The organism is Enterococcus sp. AZ197 (assembly GCF_050556405.1).
GTDB classification, from domain to species: Bacteria; Bacillota; Bacilli; order Lactobacillales; family Enterococcaceae; genus Enterococcus; species Enterococcus faecalis.
Window position 1 is genome coordinate 1,451,885 of record NZ_CP187873.1, and the last position, 21,444, is coordinate 1,473,328.

The window sequence follows — 21,444 nt, forward strand, 5'->3', positions numbered from 1 at the left end:
CTTGTTAGAAAGAGGTTGCGTCTACTCATTTAAGAGTGAGACCCAACCTCGTTATTTCTTAGTCTGTATAGTACATAATAGCAAAGGCATTTTTTCCTGTATGTGTTGCAATGACTGGATTCGTATGTAATACGGGAATATCCATGTCTTTAAAGATTGCTTGTAATCCTTCTTTGAATCCATTTGCTAGTTCTAGCCCATCCGCATGAGAAATGCCAATTTGTCGAACATTTGGAATCTTACTTAATTCTGATTTCAATTCGTCAAACCATTTATTAAACGTTTTAACGCCTCGGCCTTTCGCTACAGGAATCAATTCCGTATTTTCAAAGTCCATGACAACTTTCATATTAAAAATGTTTGATAATAATCCTGTTGTACGGCTGATTCGTCCACCTTTAACCAAATTATCTAATGTTGAAATGCCAATGTATAATTTAGTATTTTGTTTGACGCGTTCAATTTCAGCTAAAATTTCTGGAACACCCGCTCCCGCTTGTGCCAATTTTGCTGCTTGAATGACTTGGAAAGACAAACCTTGGTCTGTAAAATCGCTATCAATCACCGTTACTTTACTTGATGATAAGTTGCTAGCTTGACGGGCCGCTTCAACCGTTCCACTTAAGCCTTTTGTCATGTGAATCGAAATTACTTCACTGCCATCTTCACCTAAGCGATCATATAATTCTACAAATTCACCAATTGGTGGTTGACTCGTTTTGGGTAAGGCCTTCGCATTAGCCATCATGTCCATAAATTTTTCGCCTGGCAAATGATCATCATCTGGATAAACAACGCCATCAACCATAATTGATAAAGGCATCATATGGATATTTAATTCATCTCTAAGACTTTTTTCCATCGTACATGAAGAATCCGTTACGATTTTAACGTTTGTCATAAATTTATCACTCTTTCTTTAAAAGGAACCTGTTTTCATGGTAGAATACCATTAAACGGTTAATTATCTAGTTATAGTATAACAGACACTGCCGAATTTTTCATCAAATTAAAATAAAGGAAGTGAATTTATTGGAAAAAACGCATTTCTCAAAAAAATACCTAATCGTGAACGAAGTCTTAAATGCAGTTACACATGGCATAGGCGCAGGTTTAAGTATTGCTGGCTTAGTCATTTTACTTGTTAAAGGAGCTCGTTTAGGCTCACCGATTCACGTGGTATCTTATGCTATTTATGGCTCCATGTTGATTCTACTTTTTTTATCTTCAACGTTATTTCATAGTTTAATTTTTACAAGAGCCAAAAAAGTCTTTCAGGTCTTCGATCATAGTTCTATTTTCTTATTGATTGCTGGCAGCTATACGCCATTTTGCTTAATTAGTATTGGCGGCTGGTTAGGTTGGACTTTATTCAGTTTAGTTTGGTTAATCGCCATCGTCGGTATTGTCTATAAATCCCTCACGTTGCATAAACAAGAAACAGTGAAAAACATTTCAACGATTATTTATATTGTTTTAGGTTGGCTCTGTATCATCGCTGCTCGTCCGTTATATGAATCTCTTGGGTTTACAGGAACAGCGTTATTGGTCGCAGGGGGTGTGTCTTACACATTAGGTGCAGCCTTCTATTCATTGAAAAATGTGCGGTTTATGCATGTGGTTTGGCACTTGTTCGTCATGCTTGCAGCGATTCTCATGTATTTTTCTGTTCTCTTTTATACGTAATCACAGCACAATAAGAACACGATGCTCAAAGCATCGTGTTCTTTTATTGCCCTAAATCTCTTTATTATAAAGGATTATTCTTCTTTTCGAATTATTTTAACATAAATTAGTAGAAAAGACTTTACAAAACGAACATACATTCGTATAATAACAATACGAACACTAGTTCGAATCAAATGAAGAGGTGATACACATGGAAGCAATTCGTCGTGTTGGATTTTTATTTTTTGTATTGGTTATAGGTATTTTTTTGGGAACATTAGGATTACGTCTTGCTTTTATGATCGTGACGCCGTTATTTATTCTTTGGTTTATGTCATGGGATGAGAAGCGTTATACACGTACACGTAAACAACAGCAAGCAAGATACGTTTATCGTAAGTTCCCTTAATAAATAATAAAACGGTGTGTCCCCCCAAGCTATGCTCCGTTTTTATAAATATGTCAAAGAAAGAGCGAAGGATTAAATCCTTCGCTCTTTCTAATTAAATTAGATTAGTATTCCATTAAGGTAACAATATCGTAGCCATCAATTTTATCACGGCCATGTAAATCCATTAATTCAATTAGGAACGCACAACCAACCACAATACCACCTAATTGTTCGACTAATTCGATGGTTGCTTTAATTGTACCACCAGTTGCTAACAAGTCATCACAAATCAAAACACGTTGACCTGGTGTGATGGCATCTTTGTGCAACGTTAATGTATCTGAACCATATTCTAAGTCATAAGTCACTTCGATGGTTTCACGAGGAAGTTTTCCTTTTTTACGAACCGGAGCAAAGCCAACCCCTAGTTCATAAGCCACTGGACAGCCGACAATAAAGCCACGAGCTTCCGGTCCTACAACCATATCAATTCTTTTTTCTTTCGCGTAATCCACGATTTGTTTCGTTGCTTCACGGTAGGCATCCCCATTAGCCATTAATGGAGAAATGTCACGGAACACGATCCCTTTCTCAGGATAATCTGGAATGCTTGCAATGTAATCTCTTAAATCCATTTTTATTTGTCCTCCTCATTCCACAGCCATTGTTGTATTGTTTGACAATCACTGTAAAGTAGAAATTCTTCTGTTTTTATTTTTTTCAATCGTTGTTGGTACACTTGACTTTCAGTCAATGGTCGATTGTCGGGTTTCTCAATACTGTTTAAAACACCGCTTTCTATTGTAACAAATCCTAAGTCAAAAAACACCTGTATCATGAAAATTAATAATTTTTCTTGGATATTTAAGTAATTTGCCACCTTCGATAGCTGGGAACGTAGATTTACTTCTTTTTGCTGCAAAATAAATTTATACAATGTTGCAAATTGTTCACGTGAAGCCATACCGTTTAAATAAGCTTCTTCTGGTGAAATAAACATCATGTATATACGTTGTATCTCAGTCGCTTCAACAATTTCTTTAACCGTGATTGCTTCCACAGGACAGTCGACAAAAACCAGTTGTTCGATTTGATTTTGAGAAACAGCTTCCACCAATTCTTCTTGGTTTGACCAAACAATAATATTAGCGGTTGGATCTGAAATGAATTTTTGATTTTTTTCATCAAACAAAAGATAAGCTGTTGCTTCTGAAGGAATTGGTTTCGTTTGATTATTTTTGCCACGAAAATCAAATAATTGTCTTCCCGATACAGCAAAATCAGTCACCATTAATTGTGGTTTCTTACGACCATTCCATTCATTGATGGAAAGTTGGCCTGCCACATCGGCGGTTCCTTGTGCTAGTTCATCCGCTTGAGGCCCCATTTGAAAAGCAATTGCATCCAATTGTGCCCCTTCTTGATTCATTTGAAATTTCAGATGTGCATTATCTGCACCAATTTGACGAATTTGCGTAGGCGTGATTTCCTTAAATACAAAAGTTGGAACAGTATTATCAGTCCCAAAAGGCGCCAAAATACGCAATTGATCAATAAAAGTAGTCGTTGCCTGCGAAACCGCTAAGCTCTCACTAATGAGCAACTCTTGTCCATTAGCCATATCAATTTGATTTTTTTCAATAAAGTGTGCCAAATGTTCTTGAACAAAAGGAATATTTTCAACAGGTAAAGTCATTCCCGCTGCCATATGATGCCCACCAAAATGAGTGAATTGCTCACGCACTTCGTTCAACGCCTCATAGAGATTCAATGCGCTAATGCTACGTCCAGAGCCTTTAGCGGTCGTACCAGATTCATCTATTGCTAAAATAATGGTTGGTTTCCCCGTTTCTTGCATAATGCGGCCCGCGACAATCCCTAAGACGCCTTCATGCCAGCCTTGTTTCGCTAAAATATGGACCGGCGCATTCGGGTCGATTAAATCCAGCGCTTCTTTGGCAATTGTCGTTACAATGTCTTTTCGTTCATTGTTTTGTTGATCAATATATTTAGCGATTTCCAGCGCTTGCTCTTCATCAAATGTAGTCATTAATTCAACACCTGGTGCGGCTTCCCCTAATCGACCTAACGCGTTTAAACGAGGTCCAATGGTAAAGCCAATTGATTCTTCTGAAACAGCTTCCTTTTTCACACCCGCTTCTTGTAATAAAACGTCTAAACCAATTCGATCACCAGTTTGAATCATTTGCAGGCCCATTTTGACAAACGTTCTATTTTCATCGGTTAATGAAACCAAGTCAGCAATTGTCCCAATTGCTACCAAATCTAATAACTCAATTGGCAATTCACCAAGTAACGCAGTAGCGACTTTGAAAGCCACACCAACACCAGCTAAATCTCCAAAAGGATAGTCTCCTTGCGGATGTCTAGGGTGGACAATCGCATAGGCTTCTGGTAATTGTTCAGGCAATTCATGATGGTCAGTAACGATTACATCTACTCCTTGTGCCATAGCGTAGTTAATTGCTTCATGTCCGGCTACACCATTATCAACGGTTACAATTAATTGGACTCCTTGTTCAATTTGTTCAGCAAATACGTCTTTATTAGGTCCATATCCATGAACAAAACGATTCGGTAGAAAGTACTGAACCATGCCACCGACTAATTCGATTGCTTCTTTCATAACCGTGGTACTAGTGATACCATCTGCATCATAATCCCCATAGACAAGGATTTGTTCACCCGCTTCGACGGCTTGCTGGATGCGGGCTACCGCTTTCTCCATATCATGCATTAAGAACGGATCATAAATATCTTCGATAGTCGGATGTAGAAACTTACGTAATGCTTCTTCTGTCCGGATATTGCGGTGCCATAAAAGTTGGCCAATTAATGGATTAATTTGTTCTTTTTTTAATTGTTCTATAAATTCTACAGGTAATTCTGTCTTTGTCTGTAACTGCCATTGATAGTTTGATTTTTTCACGACGTCACTCCTAACCAAGTAATTATAGCAAAATTTTTCCAAAAACTAAAGAAAGCATTTTTTTAAATCTGAGAAAAAAACTGTGATATCTGTTAGATAAATAGCAGATATCACAGTTTTATTTTAAAAGAAACTTAGTGATAAAGTCTCTTCCTTATTTTTGTTCCTCTTCATTCACACGAGGTTTCACATAACGATCAATACGACTACCTGACACAGGCGTTGCGTCTACTTCTGTGTTTGATGTTTGTTCGTTGACCACTGGTTCTGCGACTTGTGGTGCTGCCGCTTGTTTGGCTTGCAAATCAGCCAATTGATTATCAAAAGAACGTTGAACTTTTTCCGTTTCTTCTTTGACTAATTTATCCATATCATTTTTATAAATATCCAACTCTTTTTGTACAGCTTTTAATTCCTTACGTTGGTTCCAAATGGTGGTTGTGGAGGTTAGTAACCCAACTAGTGCGCCAATAATTGCAGAACCTAAAATAATTAAGATTAACGGTCCACTAATTTTAGTAAAACCAAAGTTTACTGGAACAGCTTGATTATTTAAAACAGCAAAAATAACAACAATTAAGACCAACACAAGGCCCAAAATAACACGCCATTGATTTTTCATGACTTGATCGACTCCTTTATTTTTTATTTAAAATATTTCCCGCTATGAAATCTCCTAAATGTGGAAACAATGTATAAAAGCGGGCTGCCGCTTCCATGACAAATGGACGATTAATCTCACGTCGAGAAGTCCCCATACTCCCAACCACTTCTTTCGCTAATTTCGTAGGGTCCAAAACAATTTTATCCACCGCAGCTAGATATGTGCCTGTCGAGTCCGCTTTATCAAAGAATTCTGTTTGGATTGGTCCTGGATTGACAGTCGTTACTGCTACACCCAACGGTTTCAATTCTAAACGTAAAGCATTTGAAAAACCTAACACAGCAAATTTCGTTGCAGAATAAACGGTTGATTTAGCTGTAGCCATCTTCCCAGCCATTGAAGCAACGTTGATAATATGTCCTTGCCCAGCTTCAATCATTTTAATAGCTACTTTTTGAGTAAACGTCATCATTCCTAGAACGTTGACATCAAACATTTGGCGTGCAACAGCCAAGTCAATTTCAACAAAATTTTCAAACAAGCCAAAACCAGCATTGTTGACTAAAACATCTATAGGACCAACTTCTGCTGAAATAGCTTCAACCACACGTTCAACACTTTCTGGATCGGCAATATCTAATTGATAAGAAAATGCTTCTCGTCCGCTTAAAACAGCACACTGCTCGCGAACTTTACCAATCAAATTAATTCTGCGGGCGCAGACAACGACGACCGCCCCTTGTTTAGCTGCTTCATAACAAATTTGTTCACCTAAACCAGCTGAACCTCCAGTTACGACAACGACTTTATTTGTTAAATCCATCTAAGCTCCTCCTTCATTGGCAAATGGAATCTCAATGATATCCATATCTTTTACGATTTTTGTATTGGGGAAAATTTCTTGGGCTTCTTCTTGAAGCTGATAGGCTTCTTTGGTTAAATAACGGGCACTAATATGCGTTAAAATAAGTTGTTTTACTTGCGCTTCTTTTGCAACTTCAGCTGCTTGTTGACTGGTTGAGTGGAAGTAGGCTTTTGCCATTTTTGCTTCGTGTTTATTAAACGTACTTTCATGGACTAAAACATCCGCTCGTCGTGCTAAAGTTACACTATTTTTGGTTTTGCGAGTGTCTCCTAAAATCGTCACGATTCGTCCAGGTTTACGCTCTCCCACAAACGCTTGTCCATTAATTTCCTGTCCATCAAAAACAATCGTTTCACCACGTTTGAGTTTGCCATACAACGGCCCAGAAGGAATCCCTAAAGCTTGAAGTTTCTCTACTTGTAATTCTCCTTCATGCGCTGCTTCCTCAATTCGATAGCCAAAGCTCGTGATGCCATGGTCCAAGATATTACAGCGAACAGTGAATTGTTTATCTTTAAAAATAACGTCATTTTCTTTCGTTAATTCAATAAATTTCAGTGGATAGGACAACCGCGATTGCGAGACCCGTAAAGAAGTCTTGACAAAGTCAGCAATCCCAACTGGTCCATAGATTTCTAAAGGTTCTGTCCCGCCCTGAAAAGAACGACTACTTAACAAACCAGGTAAACCAAAAATATGATCCCCATGTAAATGTGTAATAAAAATCTTTTCAATTTTTCTTGGGCGAATACTACTTTTTAAAATTTGCAATTGAGTCCCTTCCCCACAATCGAAGAGCCAAACTGCATTTCGTTCATCTAATAATTTCAACGCAATTCCTGTGACATTGCGATGTTTTGCTGGTACACCAGCGCCTGTTCCTAAAAATTGTATTTCCATCTGCTACCATACTTTCTTTTAAACTTCCTTTTTATTTTAGAAGAAGTTTGCTCCTTTAGCAAATAATAATTTATCTATTTTCTCAAAGTTTCCTTCTTAGTTTACCGTATTTTACGATAAAATAACAAAAAATTAGCAAACTACCATAAAAAACCGTGATTTCTTAGTATTTTAAAAGACTGTTTTCCTTTATTCAGAAAACAGTCTTTGCTCCTTATTCTTCTTTCGATGTTGCTTCTTTGTGTTGTTCTTTTTTTGCTTGCCACGATTGTTTCGCTTCATTTGCAACTTCGTTCGCATCGTTAATTTCTTGTTGGACTTCCTCTAAATCAAGCCGCGTGATTTCGCCACCTAAGTCAAACATAACCAATTGGTTGAGCGGACGGTTGTCTTCTTCTTCTGCAATTAATAACAATCCCGTTTGTCCTTCATCAATCTTTTGAATCACATGTTCAAAAACCGTTTGTGCTTCTTGAATTTCTTTGGCGTCTTTGCTTGCACCATACATACTTCCAGCAAACCAGCCAAAAAGAATGCCCAGAGGACCACCTAATATGCCTACTAGCATCCCAATCATGCTATCTTTTGATGTATGATTGTTGCCTGTAAAATCGATAAAATCATTGATTTTAAATTGATGCTGGCCATCATTAACATGCGTAACAACCGCCATTTGCTCACCTTTAAGCTGTCTTTCTGCCTGCATCTTTTTTATTTCGGAAAATGCTTGGTACGATTTACTTTCAATATCAAAGTTCATAATGATAATTCGTTTTGCCATACAAATCGCTCCTTTATTCTGGATACATCTATTTTAGCAAGAAAGGCCTATCTCTAGCAATGAAAACTTTTTGGTTATGTATAAAAAAAGAAGATAGCTAGGCTACCTCCTTGTTAATGCTTATTTACCATCAAGAATATTTAAACGGACCTTTTTCGGACCATCGATACGTACACTATAAACAATTGTCCGAATTGCTTTTGCAACACGCCCTTGTTTACCAATGATACGTCCAATATCTTCTTTGGCCACAGTCAAATTATACTCGAGGAAATCAGTTGATTCCTCAATTTCTAATGAGACTGCTTCAGGTTGACTGACTAACGGACGGACAATAGTTAAAATTAACTCTTTCACATCTGCCATATTCAATCACCTTATTTCTTAACGTTTTTAGCTTCATGATGTTTTTTCATAACGCCTTCTTTTGAAAGGATGTTACGAACTGTATCAGAAGGTTGCGCACCTTTAGATAACCAATCTAAAACTAAATCTTCTTTTAAAACTACTTCTGCAGGGTCTTTCAAAGGGTTGTAAGTACCTACAGTTTCGATGAAACGTCCATCACGAGGAGAACGAGAATCAGCTACTACAATACGGTAAAAAGGACTCTTTTTAGAACCCATACGTTTTAAACGAATTTTAACTGCCATTATTAAATACACCTCCATTAACTTAATCACAAGAGTTAGTTTAACAGATTAACAACAACCTGTAAAGAGTTTTTTCTTGACACCTTTACTTTTTTTCAATTTTTTTAGCCAATTTGCAGGAAAACAAACGAAATAATGAAGAATTTTTACAAAATTTGATAATAGTTGTACTGGTTTCTCACTTGAAAGCCTTCTGTTTGATAGAGATGAAGCGCTGCTTGATTTTCTGTTTCAACTTCTAAAAAAATAGTCGCTGAAGCTGAATTTTCTAAAATCATTCGGAGCGCAGACTGTAACACTTGACGGCCAAGACCGCGACCTCGTTGCGTTTTTGTCACAACAAAGCCATAAATCCCCCATTCGTTTTCAAAATGATCCAAACGTAGCGTGGCTAAAAGTTGATTGTTTTCTTTATAAATAAGTGTTCGTTGAAGGTCCTCCGGCAAAGGCGTACCTTCGAGTAACCTAGCCAAGGAATCCAAATCAGCCACTTGTGGTCGGAGAAGTGTCAGCTTCGCCAACGCCTGTGAGTAAGTTTCTCTTTGAAAAACCAGATACTGTTCTGAAAAAGCTGGCACAATTCCTTGTCTATTAAAATAATTCAGGCCAACAGATTGCTTGTCGTCCATCACGAGAAAGACTTCTTTCATTCCCCACAAAGCTGCTTGCTTTTCGAGTTCTTGAACAAGTTCTTCAAAAAATGGTCCTACATTTGGCGCAACAATCGTCGCTTCCAAGGTTTCCCCATCAAAACAATACCCTACGATATATGCTTGAATGGTTTGTTCCTTCCTGTATAAACCATAATAAGTATAAGCTGATTCCTCAGGAAATGTTTGTTCCAATTTATAAAAAGTTCCTTGTTTAATCATTTCCTTGTTTTTTAATTCAGTCAATGTTTGTTTCTCCAACTGTGTTAACTGTCGGCGCCAATTTATTTTTTTATTCAAGCAGTTGCTCCTTTACTCATCCTTTTACTAGCTATTATACGTGAAGTTACGAAGTTCAACAATGTACAAGGATAAAACGTTTGCGCTTTTTTTGAAAAAGTACTATCATAAAGTAAGTAAAAGAAAAATGGAGGGATTTACATGACAAAAAAAATTGGTATTTTTGTAGGGAGTTTAAGAAAAGATTCATTTAACAAATTGGTAGCAAAAACAATGGCGGACTTATTTCCAGCTGATTTCGAACCTGTTTTCATTAACATAGGTGATTTAGAATTATACAATCAAGATTTGGATGATGAAGGAACCCCCACCGAAGCTTGGACAACATTCCGTGAAGAAGTTAAACAAGTAGATGGCGTAATGTTTGTAACACCAGAATATAACCGTTCAGTACCAGCTGTTTTAAAAAATGCATTGGATGTCGGTTCACGTCCGTATGGCGAAAGCGTTTGGGATAAAAAACCAGGACTTGTGGTGAGTGTTTCACCAGGTGCAATTAGCGGATTTGGTGCGAACCATCATTTAAGACAATCATTAGTCTTCTTAAATGTTCCAACTTTACAACAACCTGAAGCCTATATTGGCGGTATTACGAACTTAATTGGTGAAGATGGTAAAATTATTGATGGCACTGTTGGCTTCTTACAATCAATTGTAGATGCTTACGTGGATTTCTTTAATCGCTTAACTGCCTAATTGAATCAATCGAGAAAAAGTGAGGCAACTTTTTACAGGTTGTCTCACTTTTTTTATTTTTTTGCTTGACCCTCTCGTTACGTAAAGGTTTATGATAGATTTTGTCAGGAGGAATGAATGATGGAATATACAATTAAAAAAATGGCTTCACTATCTGGCGTCAGTGCACGGACGTTACGATATTATGATGAAATTGGTCTTCTTCAACCAGCCAGAATTAATTCTTCTGGTTATCGAATTTACGGGCAAGCCGAGGTGAATCGTTTGCAACAAATTCTTTTTTACCGTGAATTGGATCTGAAACTAGATGAAATTAAAGAAATTTTGGAGCAACCTGACTTTAATGTTGAACAGGCTTTATACGAGCATCAACAAAAACTATTGGAAAAGCGCAATGAAATTGATCGTCTTTTAGCCTCTGTTCAACAAACCTTACACCATTACAAAGGAGAGATAAACATGTCAGATCAGCAAAAATTCGAAGCATTCAAACAACAAAAAGTTCAAGAAAACGAAGAAAAATATGGTAAAGAGATTCGGGAAAAATATGGCAACGAAACGATTGAACAAGCCAACAAAAAATATTTAAACTTGACGGAAAAAGACATGCAAGCAATGCAGAACGTGGAAAAAGATTTATTTTCTAAGTTAGCCATGTATCAAAAATCACCCAAGTTGACTAGCCAACTTGCGCAAGAAATTTTCCAATTACACAAAGATTGGTTAATGTACTCTTGGTCAAGCTATTCGCCAGAAGCACACAAAGGGTTAGGCCTTATGTATGTTGGCGATGAACGATTTACGTCATATTATGAACAACACGGCGCTGGTTTTGCCGAAGCGTTAAACGCAATTATCCAAAACTACGCTTAAACAGAAAGTGCGCCATCAGTCGAAGAGACTGATGACGCACTTTCTGTTTCTTCCAATAATTAACTAAAGCCTGTTTATCTTTTTTTCTTTTTCTTCTTTTTGTTTTTCTTCATCATACGATTCATGGCCATTTTACCTAGCTTGCCTTTAACGCCGCCACCTAACATTTGATCCATACCAGGAATGTTCATATCCCCTTTGGACATTTGTTGCATCATTTTTTTGGATTCTTTAAATTGTTTAATCATACGATTGACTTCAACCACACTATTTCCTGAACCAGCTGCAATTCTGCGGCGGCGACTAGGATTTAATAGATCAGGATTTTCACGTTCTGCAGGGGTCATTGATAAGACCATCGCCCGTTTCCGTGCCACATCTTTTGGATCGACTTTGACATTTTCAATACCAGGCATGTTACTCATTCCAGGGATCATTTTTAATAAGTCTTCAATCGGTCCCATGCCCATAACTTGATCCAATTGCTCAATGAAATCGTTAAAGTCAAAACTGTTTTCTTTCATTTTTTGAGCAAGTTCTTCTGCTTTTTTCTCATCGTAATCTTGTTGCGCTTTTTCAATTAGCGTCAACATGTCCCCCATACCTAGGATACGACTCGACATACGATCGGGATGGAAAATTTCTAAATCGGTTAATTTTTCACCAGAACCGACAAATTTAATCGGAGCACCCGTTACTGCCCGAATTGACAGCGCAGCCCCCCCACGAGTATCGCCATCCATTTTGGTAATAACAACCCCAGTAATTCCAAGCTGTTCATTAAAACTATCTGCAACGTTGACAGCATCTTGCCCCGTCATCGCATCAACAACTAACAGAATTTCATTGGGATCAGCCAACTCTTTAATTTGTTTCAATTCGTCCATTAAAGCTTCGTCAATGTGTAAACGGCCGGCCGTATCAATTAAGACATAATCATTTTTCTTTTCTTTTGCTAATGCTAACCCTTGACGAACAATTTCCACTGGATTAGCATCTGTTCCCATATCAAAAACGGGAACTTCTAATTGTTGACCTAAAACCTTCAACTGATCAATCGCTGCTGGACGATAAACGTCACCAGCGATTAAAAGCGGACGAGCGTTTTCAGTTTTCATTAAGTGTTTTGCTAATTTACCAGTAAAAGTTGTTTTACCAGCCCCTTGTAACCCTGTCATCATAATCACTGTCGGGATTTTTGGAGATTTATTCAGTTCAACCGTTTCTGAACCTAACGTTTTCGTTAATTCTTCATCAACAATTTTTACAATTTGTTGGGCTGGTGATAAGCTTTCTAATACTTCGACTCCTACTGCCCGTTCTCTGACACGTTTTGTGAAATCTTTGACCACTTGTAAATTAACGTCGGCTTCTAATAAAGCCAAACGGATTTCTCGCATCATTTCTTTTACGTCGGCTTCGGAAACTTTTCCCTTACGACGGATTTTACTCATTGCCTGTTGTAGGCGGTTTGTTAAACTCTCAAAAGCCATAGTTTCATTCCTCTATTTCTTGAATTTGTTCAATATATTTTTTGATTTCACTATCTTTGGGATAAGTTTCTTGAACATACTGCTGTAGTTGTTCAAGATATTCTTTCCGTACAACATAGTTTGAATAAAGATGTAACTTTTTTTCGCATTCTTCTAAAATTTTTTCGGTTCGTTTAATGTTATCATAAACCGCTTGGCGACTAACCTCATATTCTTCCGCAATTTCTCCTAAAGAAAAGTCATCAGCATAGTAAAGCTCCATATAATTCATCTGCTTTTCCGTTAATAATGTCGAATAAAATTCAAATAACGCATTCATGCGGTTTGTTTTTTCCATTTCCATGAGCCGTGCTCCCATCTTCAATCCCTTATAGGTTACCGATTTCATAGGGAATAGTCAATCTTTTTTTACTAAGTTTTTACCTTTTAAAAAGAAATGTCCGCAAGTTGCCATGTTTCTTCAGAATAAACGGTCATTCCTTGTTGAATAAAATAAGCAGTTGCGACTCCAACTCCAGCTTTTTTAATGCCAGAAAATTGTCCATCATAAATCAGCTGGCTGCCACAGCTGGGACTTTTTTCTTTCAAAATCAAGGTTGTAATTTGTTGGGCTTTTAATTTTTGATACGCGCGTTGTGCCCCTGCTTTAAATGCCTCAGTCACATCTTCCCCGTTATCCGTATATACATAAGCAGTATTCGCCCAAACATCAAAGCCATCCCCGCCAATGATTTCTGCTGGCGGACGTGGAATAGGCAACTCTCCTAAAACTTCGGGACAAATCATTATTGCTTTTCCATTAGTTACAAGTTGTTTTAACGCTTCTTGTTCTTGAGATTTTCCATCGTAACGGCAACAAATCCCACCTAAGCAACTACTAATACCAATCATTCGCTTCTCCTCATTTCATTTCTCTATTATACCATGAGTTGACTTTTCTCAAAAGTAGCATTCTCGCTTACTTTAAAGTACGTTCTTCCTCTAAAAATATGTTAAACTAACAATAGTGAAATATACACTTATTTTCAGAAATTTCTTGAAGGAGTTATGTAAATGAAAAAAGTTCTTGTCGTCGATGATGAACCATCGATTTTAACTTTGTTAACCTTTAATTTGGAAAAAGAAGGCTATCAGGTGACTACTTCCGAAGATGGTAAAAACGGCTTCGAATTAGCTTTGTCTAATCAATATGATTTTATAATTTTAGATGTAATGCTTCCTGGTATGGATGGCTTAGAAATTACCAAAGCACTTCGTCGAGAAAAAATTGACACGCCTATTTTGATTTTAACTGCCAAAGATGAACAAGTAGATAAAATCATCGGCTTAGAAATTGGGGCAGATGATTATTTAACAAAACCTTTTAGTCCCAGAGAAGTCCTAGCACGCATGAAAGCTATTTTTCGTCGTTTAAAACCTACCACGACCGAAACGCTTCAAGAGGACACACCTAAAGCTCCGCTTGTGATTGGCGAGATTCGTGTAGATGAACAAAATTATGAAGTCTTTGTGCGCAATCAGCCCATTGAGCTAACACCGAAAGAATTTGAATTACTCGTTTACTTCATGAAACGCAAAGATCGGGTCATTAATCGGGAAACCTTGTTGGAACGAATTTGGCAATATGACTTCGCTGGACAAAGTCGCATCGTCGATGTCCACATTAGTCATTTACGTGATAAAATCGAGCCCGATCCCAAACGGCCCGTTTACTTAGTAACTGTCCGTGGCTTTGGCTACCGTTTTCAGGAGCCAAAACGATGAAAAAGAGACTGCGGATTGAATATTTTTTAGTTGCGGCAGTCATGCTTTTATTATTTGTCGGGAGTATTGCAGCGACCAATTTTTTCTTTCAAAAAGAAATGGTTGCTCAGCAAGAAACCTATTTAAGAAGAAAAAATACCCTTTTAACAGACCAGTTGCCCCCTTCCGTTTTCGAAAAAGGGCAACTGACAAACCAACAACAACTCCTTGTCACCCATGCGTTAGATGATGCAGAAGAACGGGTAACTTTGTTGCAAAAAAATGGTACCGTCTTTTTTGACAGCAGCCAAAATGAACCGCTAGAGTCGCACAAAAAACGACCTGAAATCGCTGCGGTTCTATCAGGAGCTACCTATGGTTCAGCTTTACGAAAGAGTAAAACGTTAAATAAAGAACTTCTGTACGTTGCCACGCCTGTTTTAAAATCAGGAGAAATCGTTGGTATTATTCGGATTTCGGAACAAACCGCGCTATTTTCTAAAAATATCCAATCTTTTCGTCGCTATATTATCTTTACATTTGGCATCTTGTTCCTACTAATTACCTTGTTTATCTTTTTATTGTTACGGCAAAAAAATCAACCGCTAGTGACTGTCTTACCGATTCTGAAACGAATGCTTAAACATCCAGATGAAAATCGATCCATTATCCAGCAATCTTCTGAATGGAATGAACTTTACGAAACTATTAACTTACTGAGTCAACAAGTAAGTCAAACGTATAAAGCGTATACGTCTGCGGATGAGCAATTTCACGAACTTTTAGATGAGTTGATGATTGGTGTCTTTATCATTGATACGCAAGGACGGCTTCGTCTGTTGAACCCTAAAATGCAGGAAATGTTAGGACTCTCTGCTAAAAATATGCAAAGCAATTATCTTGAAGTGATTCAAGACGCCGATTTGATTCATTTAATCCATCAAGTCGTCGCTGAAAAAAACAGCTTACATCAAGAAATCACTGTGACACAGGGACCAACACCTTTACGCTTAGATCTTTCTCTTCGTTACTTGGATGATCAAAGTGCCAATGATTATCAAGTATTAGGAATTGCCTATGATTTAACGCGCGTTCGCCAACTAGAAAAAATGCAAAAAGATTTTGTATCAAACGTGTCTCATGAATTAAAAACGCCTGTCACTTCTCTTTTGGGCTTTACCGAGACACTCATAGATGGCGCCAAAGAAGATCCGAAAGTCCTTGATCAATTTTTGCACATCATGCAAAAAGATGCCCAGCGTCTGCAACAATTAATTCAAGAAATTTTAGAACTTTCTCGGGGCAGCGCAACAATTCCTTATGCAGAACAAGAAATTACTTTAGAAAAATTTATTACAGAAATTCTCGGCTCTTATCAGCAACAATTGGTAGCAAAACAGCTGAAAACAGTCGTTCATGGTCTGCCAGAGAGCCAGTTTTTCACCAAATACGAATTGTTTTATCCAATCGTGAAGAATCTAATTGAAAATGCCATTCAGTATTCCCAAGAAAATGGACAGATTACTATTTCTTATGCTATTGAAAATCAGCAATTACGTTTATCTGTTCAAGATACTGGCATTGGCATTAGTCAAAAAGACCAAGAACGGATCTTTGAACGGTTCTATCGTGTCGATAAAGCACGTAGCCGTCATTCTGGTGGCACCGGTCTAGGTCTAGCTATTGTCCAAAATTACACAGAATTATTAGGCGGTAAAATCGCCATTGATAGTCACTTAGGCTTAGGGACCACTTTTACAATCACCTTGCCTTTAACAAAAAAAGAAGCCTAAAAAAACTCAGCCAATCCTGTTTATTGGCTGAGTTTTTTTGTTTATTTTTCAGTTACTTTTCCATTTACATCACGTTCTACTTGCATATCTGTGATGGCTAAATAACCTAAGTCTTTGACAATTGTTTTTTGAACATCATCGGTGACCATATAGTCTAAGAAGGCTTTTACATCTTTATTAGGCTCCCCTTTTGTATACATATGTTCATAAGACCAGATTTTCCATGAATTGTCTTTCACGTGTTCTTCTTTTGGTTCAACACCATCAATGCTTAAGGCAACGGTGGAATCATCCATATAAGAAAAAGCTAAATAGCTGATTGCTCCTGGTGTTTGTTCAACAATTTTACGAACTGTTCCCGAAGAATCTTGTTCTTGTGATTGAACTGGTTTAGCTCCATCTAAGCCCCATTTTTCAAATGTTGCTCGGGTGCCACTTCCGTTTGCGCGGTTTATTACGACGATTTCTTGATCTTTGCCGCCCACTTCTTTCCAGTTTTTGACTTTGCCAGTAAAGACATCAATCAATTGTTGCTTCGTTAAATTCTTCACGCCGACTTCTTTGTTGACCACTGGTCCCATACCGACCACGGCCACCCGATGATCGACTAATTTAGAGGCATCCACGCCATCTTTCTCTTCGGCAAACACATCGGAATTTCCAATGGTCACTGCGCCATCTGCAACTTGCGAAAGTCCTGTTCCGCTGCCGCCACCTTGGACAGAAACTGTATAATTAGGATGTTCTTGTGTAAATTGATCTTTCGCAGCATCTACTAACGGTTGTAAAGCGGTGGAACCAACAGCGACAATTTTAACTGGTTTGTTACTATCCGCTTCGCTGGATTTTTCAGTTGTGCCTCCTTGAGCTCCGCACCCAGTTAATAATAACCCTAGACTCAGCATAGTTGCTGCAATTACACGTTTTTTCATCTTTGCACTTCCTTTTCAATTAGTTACAAGTTTAGTCTACCAAGACTCTGTTAATTCTGTTTCAATTAAATGTAAATAAAAGGTAAAGGTGTGTAAAGAATCTATAAAGGCTAGTGCGTTACGCGTTGTGTCGCCATGTAATGTGCGATTCGTTCCATGGCCGTTGTTAATTTATCCATATCGGACGCATAACTAATTCGGACGTATCCTTCTGCTTCTGGACCAAAAGAAATACCTGGAATCAACGCTACTGCTTCTTTTTGCGCTAAATCAATACAAAATTTCATAGAATCTTGTTCATAACCAGTAGGAATCTTAGCAAAAATATAAAAGGCGCCATTTGGACGTGCAACCTCAAACCCCAATTGAGTCATCTGTTCATAAACAAAATCGCGCCGTTTCCGATACTCTTCTTTCATAATTTCAGCATCATGCATTCCTTCGATTAAGGCACGAACAGCCGCTTTTTGAGACACTGTTGCAGCCGCAGTAACTAAATACTGATGAACTTTAATGATCTCCGCTGTTAAAATCGCTGGTGCAAAAATAAAGCCAATCCGCCAGCCTGTCATGGCATGTGATTTCGACAAACCGTTAATTAAAATCGTTTGGTCACGTAACATTTCAGCAATCGAAACATGACTCTCATCATAAGTTAACTCACTATAAATTTCATCACTAATCACAAAAATGTCGTATTTTTTTAGAACATCAGCAATTGCTTGCAACTCTTGGCGGTTATAGGTGACACCAGTTGGGTTGCTAGGATAATTTAAAATAATTGCTTTGACTTGTTCCCCATGCTCGGCCATTGCCGCTTCAATCATTTCAGGGGTCAAGACAAAATCATTGTCTCGTGTATCCAAATATACCGGTTCCGCCCCCGCCAATGTAATAATTGGTTCATACCCTGGGTAAATAGGTGCTGGCAATAGCACTTTGTCACCTTGTTCTAAAATTGCTAATAACGAAGCTGAAATCGCTTCTGTTGCTCCAACTGTTACTAAAATTTCTGTCCCAGGCTGGTAAGTCAAATGGTACTTTTCTTTCATAAAATAAGCGGCTGCTTCACGGACATCTAATAAACCAGACATCCCTGTATAATGAGAAAAATTCGCATCAATTGCTTCTTTGGCTGCTTTTTTGACATGCTCAGGTGTGTTAAAATCCGGCTCTCCTAGCGTTAATTTTAAAATACCTTCAATTCCTGAGACTTGTTCGTCAAATTGACGAATTAAAGAAACAGCAATTTTATTTACTTGACGATTAAAACGATTGGTTAAATCCATTTAGCTTCACTCCTTCAGTTGACGTTATAGTAGCACAAATTGACCGTAAAATGAATGATTTTCTCATTGTTTCGCTAGATTTTTATTATAAATATCTCAAAAAAACGACAGAGAAGAAAATAGGAGAACTTTGTCCTTTTCAACAAAGTTCTCCTATTTATTTATTTTTCGAAACGCCATGTCCGAATTTCAAACGGACGTAATGGTGCATCAACTTCTATCGCTGGTGTCAACGGTTCTTCTAATACATTTGTTAAACAAGTCGCTGGTTGTGTCTCTTTGTGAAGTTCACAAGGAATATTTTGCGCTGTTAGATTAAAGCCACGAACGACTAAATGATTTGTTTGCTCTTGACGTTTAACGGCTGTCCAACCAATTGGTCCTTCTGCCGTTGTCAAATAGACATGGTTCGGTGCTAGTTTACCTTCATGACGCGTAGTAGTAGCTGCAGTAAAAGGAATTTGTGCACTATAGGCTTGTTGATACGTAGCAAAGCGTTCTTCTGGTTTTCCATGCAATGACAAACCATATTTAAAGGTATATTCTCCTTGGCATTGTGCTTCTGGTGTCGCAAAATAGCCCCAATCACCTAGTTCGCCAACACAACGAATTAATGTGACCGCAATGGTTCCATCTGCCAATACTTCATACTCATTTAAGCCTTCATTGAAGATAGTCACGCCTTTATTTTGGTCATGAACATTCACAAACGCTTGTTGGTGCTGCGGGTTTGTTGGATTTTCCCATGCGTCGCTTACTTGATTTGGTCGTGTCACGACTTCATAAATACTATCCGCTTCGTGTGTTTCTGTGACCATGCCAGTTGGGAAAAGCACGCGTAAACGATGATCTTTGATTTGATTATTAATGGTTGTTTCAAAGAATAATTGGTTACTTTCTTTGATCATTGTAACCACTGTCGTTATTTCGAACGGGCGAAGCGTCGTTGAACGTTGTGCTTGGCGTTCTCTAAACTCACGAACAGCCTTTTGTTCTTCTTCTAATCGTTCATCTGCTGCAACTGGTAACATGACGGTTTGTTTAATTTGATAACTTGCTTTTACAGGGGAATTTTCTTTATTCGTAATTTCAGCCGTTACATTTTCGGTTGTAATTCCTTGGTCTTCGGTCGGTTTGAAAAAGATATATTCATTCCCAATGTCGCCAGTATCTTCAAATGTTAACAATTTTGAAAATGTTTCTCCTGTTTTTTTGTCAGCAATGGTTAAGCTACCATTGTTTTCAATTTTCACTTGAATAAATTCGTTTTCCATTTCATTTGTTGCTGGTTGAGCCAAAAGACTTCCTTCAAAAGCTTTCGTTTCTCCTTGAATCAATGCAAAGCTATCCCAAGAGAATGGCGCCATTTCTTTGACAGATAATTCGACCGTTAAGTATTTGGCCATGTACGGTTGACGGAAAGCATCTTTAGGTAAATCGTAACCAAAACGAACATCTTCTTTGACAATACGGCTTGCAACGGCTTTTCCAGTTGGATCAATCACTTGATAATCTGGGGTGGCTTTTTGTTTTAATTCATGATAAAGATCTTCAGGTTTTCCTGTATAAAATGGCAATCGTTCAATCTCCACTTCCACAGTGACAACCTCCGTTTTCTGATAGCCACTAGTATTAAATAAAACAAACGGGTGCGCTTTTTCTGGGAAAACACTTGTATCAATTGCTTCTGTTAATTGTCGTGTTGCTTCATCTGCTAAGAAATGCCCGACATCATTGGCATTTTCAAAGCGAGTCATCATGCCTCGGTGAACCTCGTCGACAGAACAGCCACAAATACTATCGTGCGGATGGTTTTGAAGCAATGTTTTCCAAGCATAATCAAATTGGTCATGTGGGTAGTCGCCAGTTACTTCGTAAGCCATCGCTGCTAAAGGTTCTGCGATATTTTCTAATTGGCGTTGGACTTTTGTGTTCCACTGTTTTAAATAGACGCGAGCAGAAGAAGTATTGGCTAATGTGTACCAGCCATCCGTTTCTTGACTCGTTAATTCGCCTGTTACTGTTCCTAAATCTTCTGGTAACTCCTCTTGAACAGCTTTCAAATAGTCATCGAAATTGGAATGAATAAATTCATATTCTGGGAATAGTTCATTGGCTAAAGCGATGGCCTTAGTAATATCTCTTTGTACCGGTTGGTGGTCGACCCCATTCATCATCAATAAATGGTTTGTGGAAGCGTAACGTTCCACATCAGCCAATTTTTGTTTCCAAAAAGCGATTGCCGCTTCTTTTTCTGAAGGAATTTCGTTCCCATTACTATACCAGTTAGCAAAAAGCAAGCCGAAAATTTTCGTTTGATCAGGACCTTCCCACCACATTTCAGAATATTGTGAGCTATAGTCGCTTTCTAAGACTTGGTTATCAAAGCCAATCGGTTTCACCCCGCGTCCAAAGGCAGCCGCAGGCAGATTTGCTAATTGCATCATTTGAGGCGTTTGACCCATATTCCCAAATGTATCCGGGAAGTAACCTAATTGAACTGGTGCTCCCCATTTTTGACTTTCTAAATGCCCAATCAGCATGTTTCGAACATTGGATTCAGAGCTAATTAAAAAGTCATCTTGTAAAATATAAAATGGTCCGATTTTTAGTTTGCCTGCTTGGACAGCTTTTTTTACGGCTTCTTTTTTCTCTGGGCGAACTTGTAAATAGTCGTCTAAGATAATCGTTTGTCCATCTAAATGGAAACTGTTAAACTCTGGATCATTTTCAATTAAATCTAATACATTATCCACTAATTCAATTAAGCGCATATGATGTTCTTCATAAGGAAGATACCATTCACGATCCCAATGACTATGGGAAACAATATAGACTTTTTTCTTTGTCATCACTTTTCCTC

Annotated in this window: 22 protein-coding genes; 6 read left to right on the top strand and 16 right to left on the bottom strand. The window is 38.0% G+C overall.

The window, feature by feature from the left end:
* Positions 1 to 58 precede the first annotated feature (58 nt).
* On the bottom strand, positions 59 to 901 hold the full coding sequence (locus IGK82_RS07110; protein ID WP_002357444.1) for a DegV family protein: 843 nt from the start codon (positions 899 to 901) through the stop codon (positions 59 to 61).
* 131 nt (positions 902 to 1,032) lie between these two features.
* On the opposite strand from IGK82_RS07110, the gene trhA reads away from it, so the two are divergent.
* Entirely contained in the window at positions 1,033 to 1,686 is a 654-nt protein-coding gene (gene trhA / locus IGK82_RS07115) for a PAQR family membrane homeostasis protein TrhA (protein ID WP_002357443.1), read from the top strand.
* A gap of 193 nt (positions 1,687 to 1,879) precedes the next feature.
* Complete coding sequence (locus tag IGK82_RS07120; RefSeq protein WP_002360203.1) at positions 1,880 to 2,077, top strand: hypothetical protein; 198 nt, start codon at positions 1,880 to 1,882, stop codon at positions 2,075 to 2,077.
* Between the two features lie 104 nt (positions 2,078 to 2,181).
* Here the strand turns inward: IGK82_RS07120 and IGK82_RS07125 are convergent, their stop codons facing one another.
* The 9 genes from IGK82_RS07125 to IGK82_RS07165 form a co-directional block, all read right to left on the bottom strand.
* On the bottom strand, positions 2,182 to 2,694 hold the full coding sequence (locus IGK82_RS07125) for an adenine phosphoribosyltransferase (protein ID WP_002357441.1): 513 nt from the start codon (positions 2,692 to 2,694) through the stop codon (positions 2,182 to 2,184).
* A 2-nt stretch (positions 2,695 to 2,696) separates the two neighbouring features.
* Entirely contained in the window at positions 2,697 to 5,009 is a 2,313-nt protein-coding gene (gene recJ, locus IGK82_RS07130) for a single-stranded-DNA-specific exonuclease RecJ (protein WP_016622394.1), read from the bottom strand.
* A gap of 154 nt (positions 5,010 to 5,163) precedes the next feature.
* Positions 5,164 to 5,631 carry a LapA family protein gene (locus IGK82_RS07135; RefSeq protein WP_002357439.1) on the bottom strand — a complete coding sequence of 156 codons (468 nt, stop codon included), beginning with the start codon at positions 5,629 to 5,631 and terminating at the stop codon, positions 5,164 to 5,166.
* Between the two features lie 16 nt (positions 5,632 to 5,647).
* Entirely contained in the window at positions 5,648 to 6,436 is a 789-nt protein-coding gene (locus IGK82_RS07140) for an SDR family NAD(P)-dependent oxidoreductase (RefSeq protein WP_430605072.1), read from the bottom strand.
* A complete protein-coding gene (rnz, locus tag IGK82_RS07145; RefSeq protein WP_002360200.1) occupies positions 6,437 to 7,378 on the bottom strand; it encodes a ribonuclease Z in 942 nt (313 codons plus the stop codon).
* Between the two features lie 214 nt (positions 7,379 to 7,592).
* Positions 7,593 to 8,159, bottom strand: coding sequence for a hypothetical protein (locus tag IGK82_RS07150; protein ID WP_002357436.1), 567 nt, complete (start codon positions 8,157 to 8,159; stop codon positions 7,593 to 7,595).
* A gap of 120 nt (positions 8,160 to 8,279) precedes the next feature.
* The gene (locus tag IGK82_RS07155; RefSeq protein ID WP_002357435.1) at positions 8,280 to 8,525 is read right to left on the bottom strand and encodes a KH domain-containing protein; all 246 of its coding nucleotides are present in this window, start codon (positions 8,523 to 8,525) and stop codon (positions 8,280 to 8,282) included.
* 11 nt (positions 8,526 to 8,536) lie between these two features.
* Positions 8,537 to 8,812 carry a 30S ribosomal protein S16 gene (gene rpsP, locus IGK82_RS07160; protein WP_002357434.1) on the bottom strand — a complete coding sequence of 92 codons (276 nt, stop codon included), beginning with the start codon at positions 8,810 to 8,812 and terminating at the stop codon, positions 8,537 to 8,539.
* Positions 8,813 to 8,958: 146 nt separating this feature from the next.
* Positions 8,959 to 9,762, bottom strand: a complete 804-nt coding sequence (locus tag IGK82_RS07165; RefSeq protein WP_002369325.1) for a GNAT family N-acetyltransferase — start codon at positions 9,760 to 9,762, stop codon at positions 8,959 to 8,961.
* 141 nt (positions 9,763 to 9,903) lie between these two features.
* On the opposite strand from IGK82_RS07165, the gene IGK82_RS07170 reads away from it, so the two are divergent.
* Together IGK82_RS07170 and IGK82_RS07175 are read left to right on the top strand one after the other, a co-directional pair.
* On the top strand, positions 9,904 to 10,458 hold the full coding sequence (locus IGK82_RS07170; protein ID WP_002357432.1) for an NADPH-dependent FMN reductase: 555 nt from the start codon (positions 9,904 to 9,906) through the stop codon (positions 10,456 to 10,458).
* Between the two features lie 117 nt (positions 10,459 to 10,575).
* Positions 10,576 to 11,331: a MerR family transcriptional regulator gene (locus IGK82_RS07175; protein WP_002357431.1), complete on the top strand. Its 756-nt coding sequence runs from the start codon at positions 10,576 to 10,578 to the stop codon at positions 11,329 to 11,331.
* Positions 11,332 to 11,405: 74 nt separating this feature from the next.
* Here IGK82_RS07175 and ffh read toward each other — a convergent pair whose 3' ends face one another.
* From ffh to IGK82_RS07190, 3 genes are all read right to left on the bottom strand, one after another.
* The gene (gene ffh, locus IGK82_RS07180; protein WP_002361897.1) at positions 11,406 to 12,824 is read right to left on the bottom strand and encodes a signal recognition particle protein; all 1,419 of its coding nucleotides are present in this window, start codon (positions 12,822 to 12,824) and stop codon (positions 11,406 to 11,408) included.
* A gap of 4 nt (positions 12,825 to 12,828) precedes the next feature.
* Positions 12,829 to 13,167: a putative DNA-binding protein gene (locus IGK82_RS07185; protein WP_430605073.1), complete on the bottom strand. Its 339-nt coding sequence runs from the start codon at positions 13,165 to 13,167 to the stop codon at positions 12,829 to 12,831.
* Positions 13,168 to 13,250: 83 nt separating this feature from the next.
* On the bottom strand, positions 13,251 to 13,715 hold the full coding sequence (locus IGK82_RS07190) for a DUF523 domain-containing protein (RefSeq protein WP_002364031.1): 465 nt from the start codon (positions 13,713 to 13,715) through the stop codon (positions 13,251 to 13,253).
* 162 nt (positions 13,716 to 13,877) lie between these two features.
* On the opposite strand from IGK82_RS07190, the gene IGK82_RS07195 reads away from it, so the two are divergent.
* Together IGK82_RS07195 and pnpS are read left to right on the top strand one after the other, a co-directional pair.
* Positions 13,878 to 14,588 carry a response regulator transcription factor gene (locus tag IGK82_RS07195; protein WP_002357427.1) on the top strand — a complete coding sequence of 237 codons (711 nt, stop codon included), beginning with the start codon at positions 13,878 to 13,880 and terminating at the stop codon, positions 14,586 to 14,588.
* Entirely contained in the window at positions 14,585 to 16,360 is a 1,776-nt protein-coding gene (pnpS, locus tag IGK82_RS07200) for a two-component system histidine kinase PnpS (RefSeq protein ID WP_002393371.1), read from the top strand. Before IGK82_RS07195 ends, pnpS begins: the two co-directional genes overlap by 4 nt.
* A gap of 41 nt (positions 16,361 to 16,401) precedes the next feature.
* Here the strand turns inward: pnpS and IGK82_RS07205 are convergent, their stop codons facing one another.
* The 3 genes from IGK82_RS07205 to IGK82_RS07215 form a co-directional block, all read right to left on the bottom strand.
* Positions 16,402 to 17,292, bottom strand: coding sequence for a phosphate ABC transporter substrate-binding protein PstS family protein (locus IGK82_RS07205; RefSeq protein WP_002374731.1), 891 nt, complete (start codon positions 17,290 to 17,292; stop codon positions 16,402 to 16,404).
* 110 nt (positions 17,293 to 17,402) lie between these two features.
* Positions 17,403 to 18,581 carry a pyridoxal phosphate-dependent aminotransferase gene (locus IGK82_RS07210; RefSeq protein ID WP_002378373.1) on the bottom strand — a complete coding sequence of 393 codons (1,179 nt, stop codon included), beginning with the start codon at positions 18,579 to 18,581 and terminating at the stop codon, positions 17,403 to 17,405.
* 161 nt (positions 18,582 to 18,742) lie between these two features.
* On the bottom strand, positions 18,743 to 21,433 hold the full coding sequence (locus tag IGK82_RS07215; protein ID WP_016622393.1) for an alpha-mannosidase: 2,691 nt from the start codon (positions 21,431 to 21,433) through the stop codon (positions 18,743 to 18,745).
* Positions 21,434 to 21,444 lie beyond the last annotated feature (11 nt).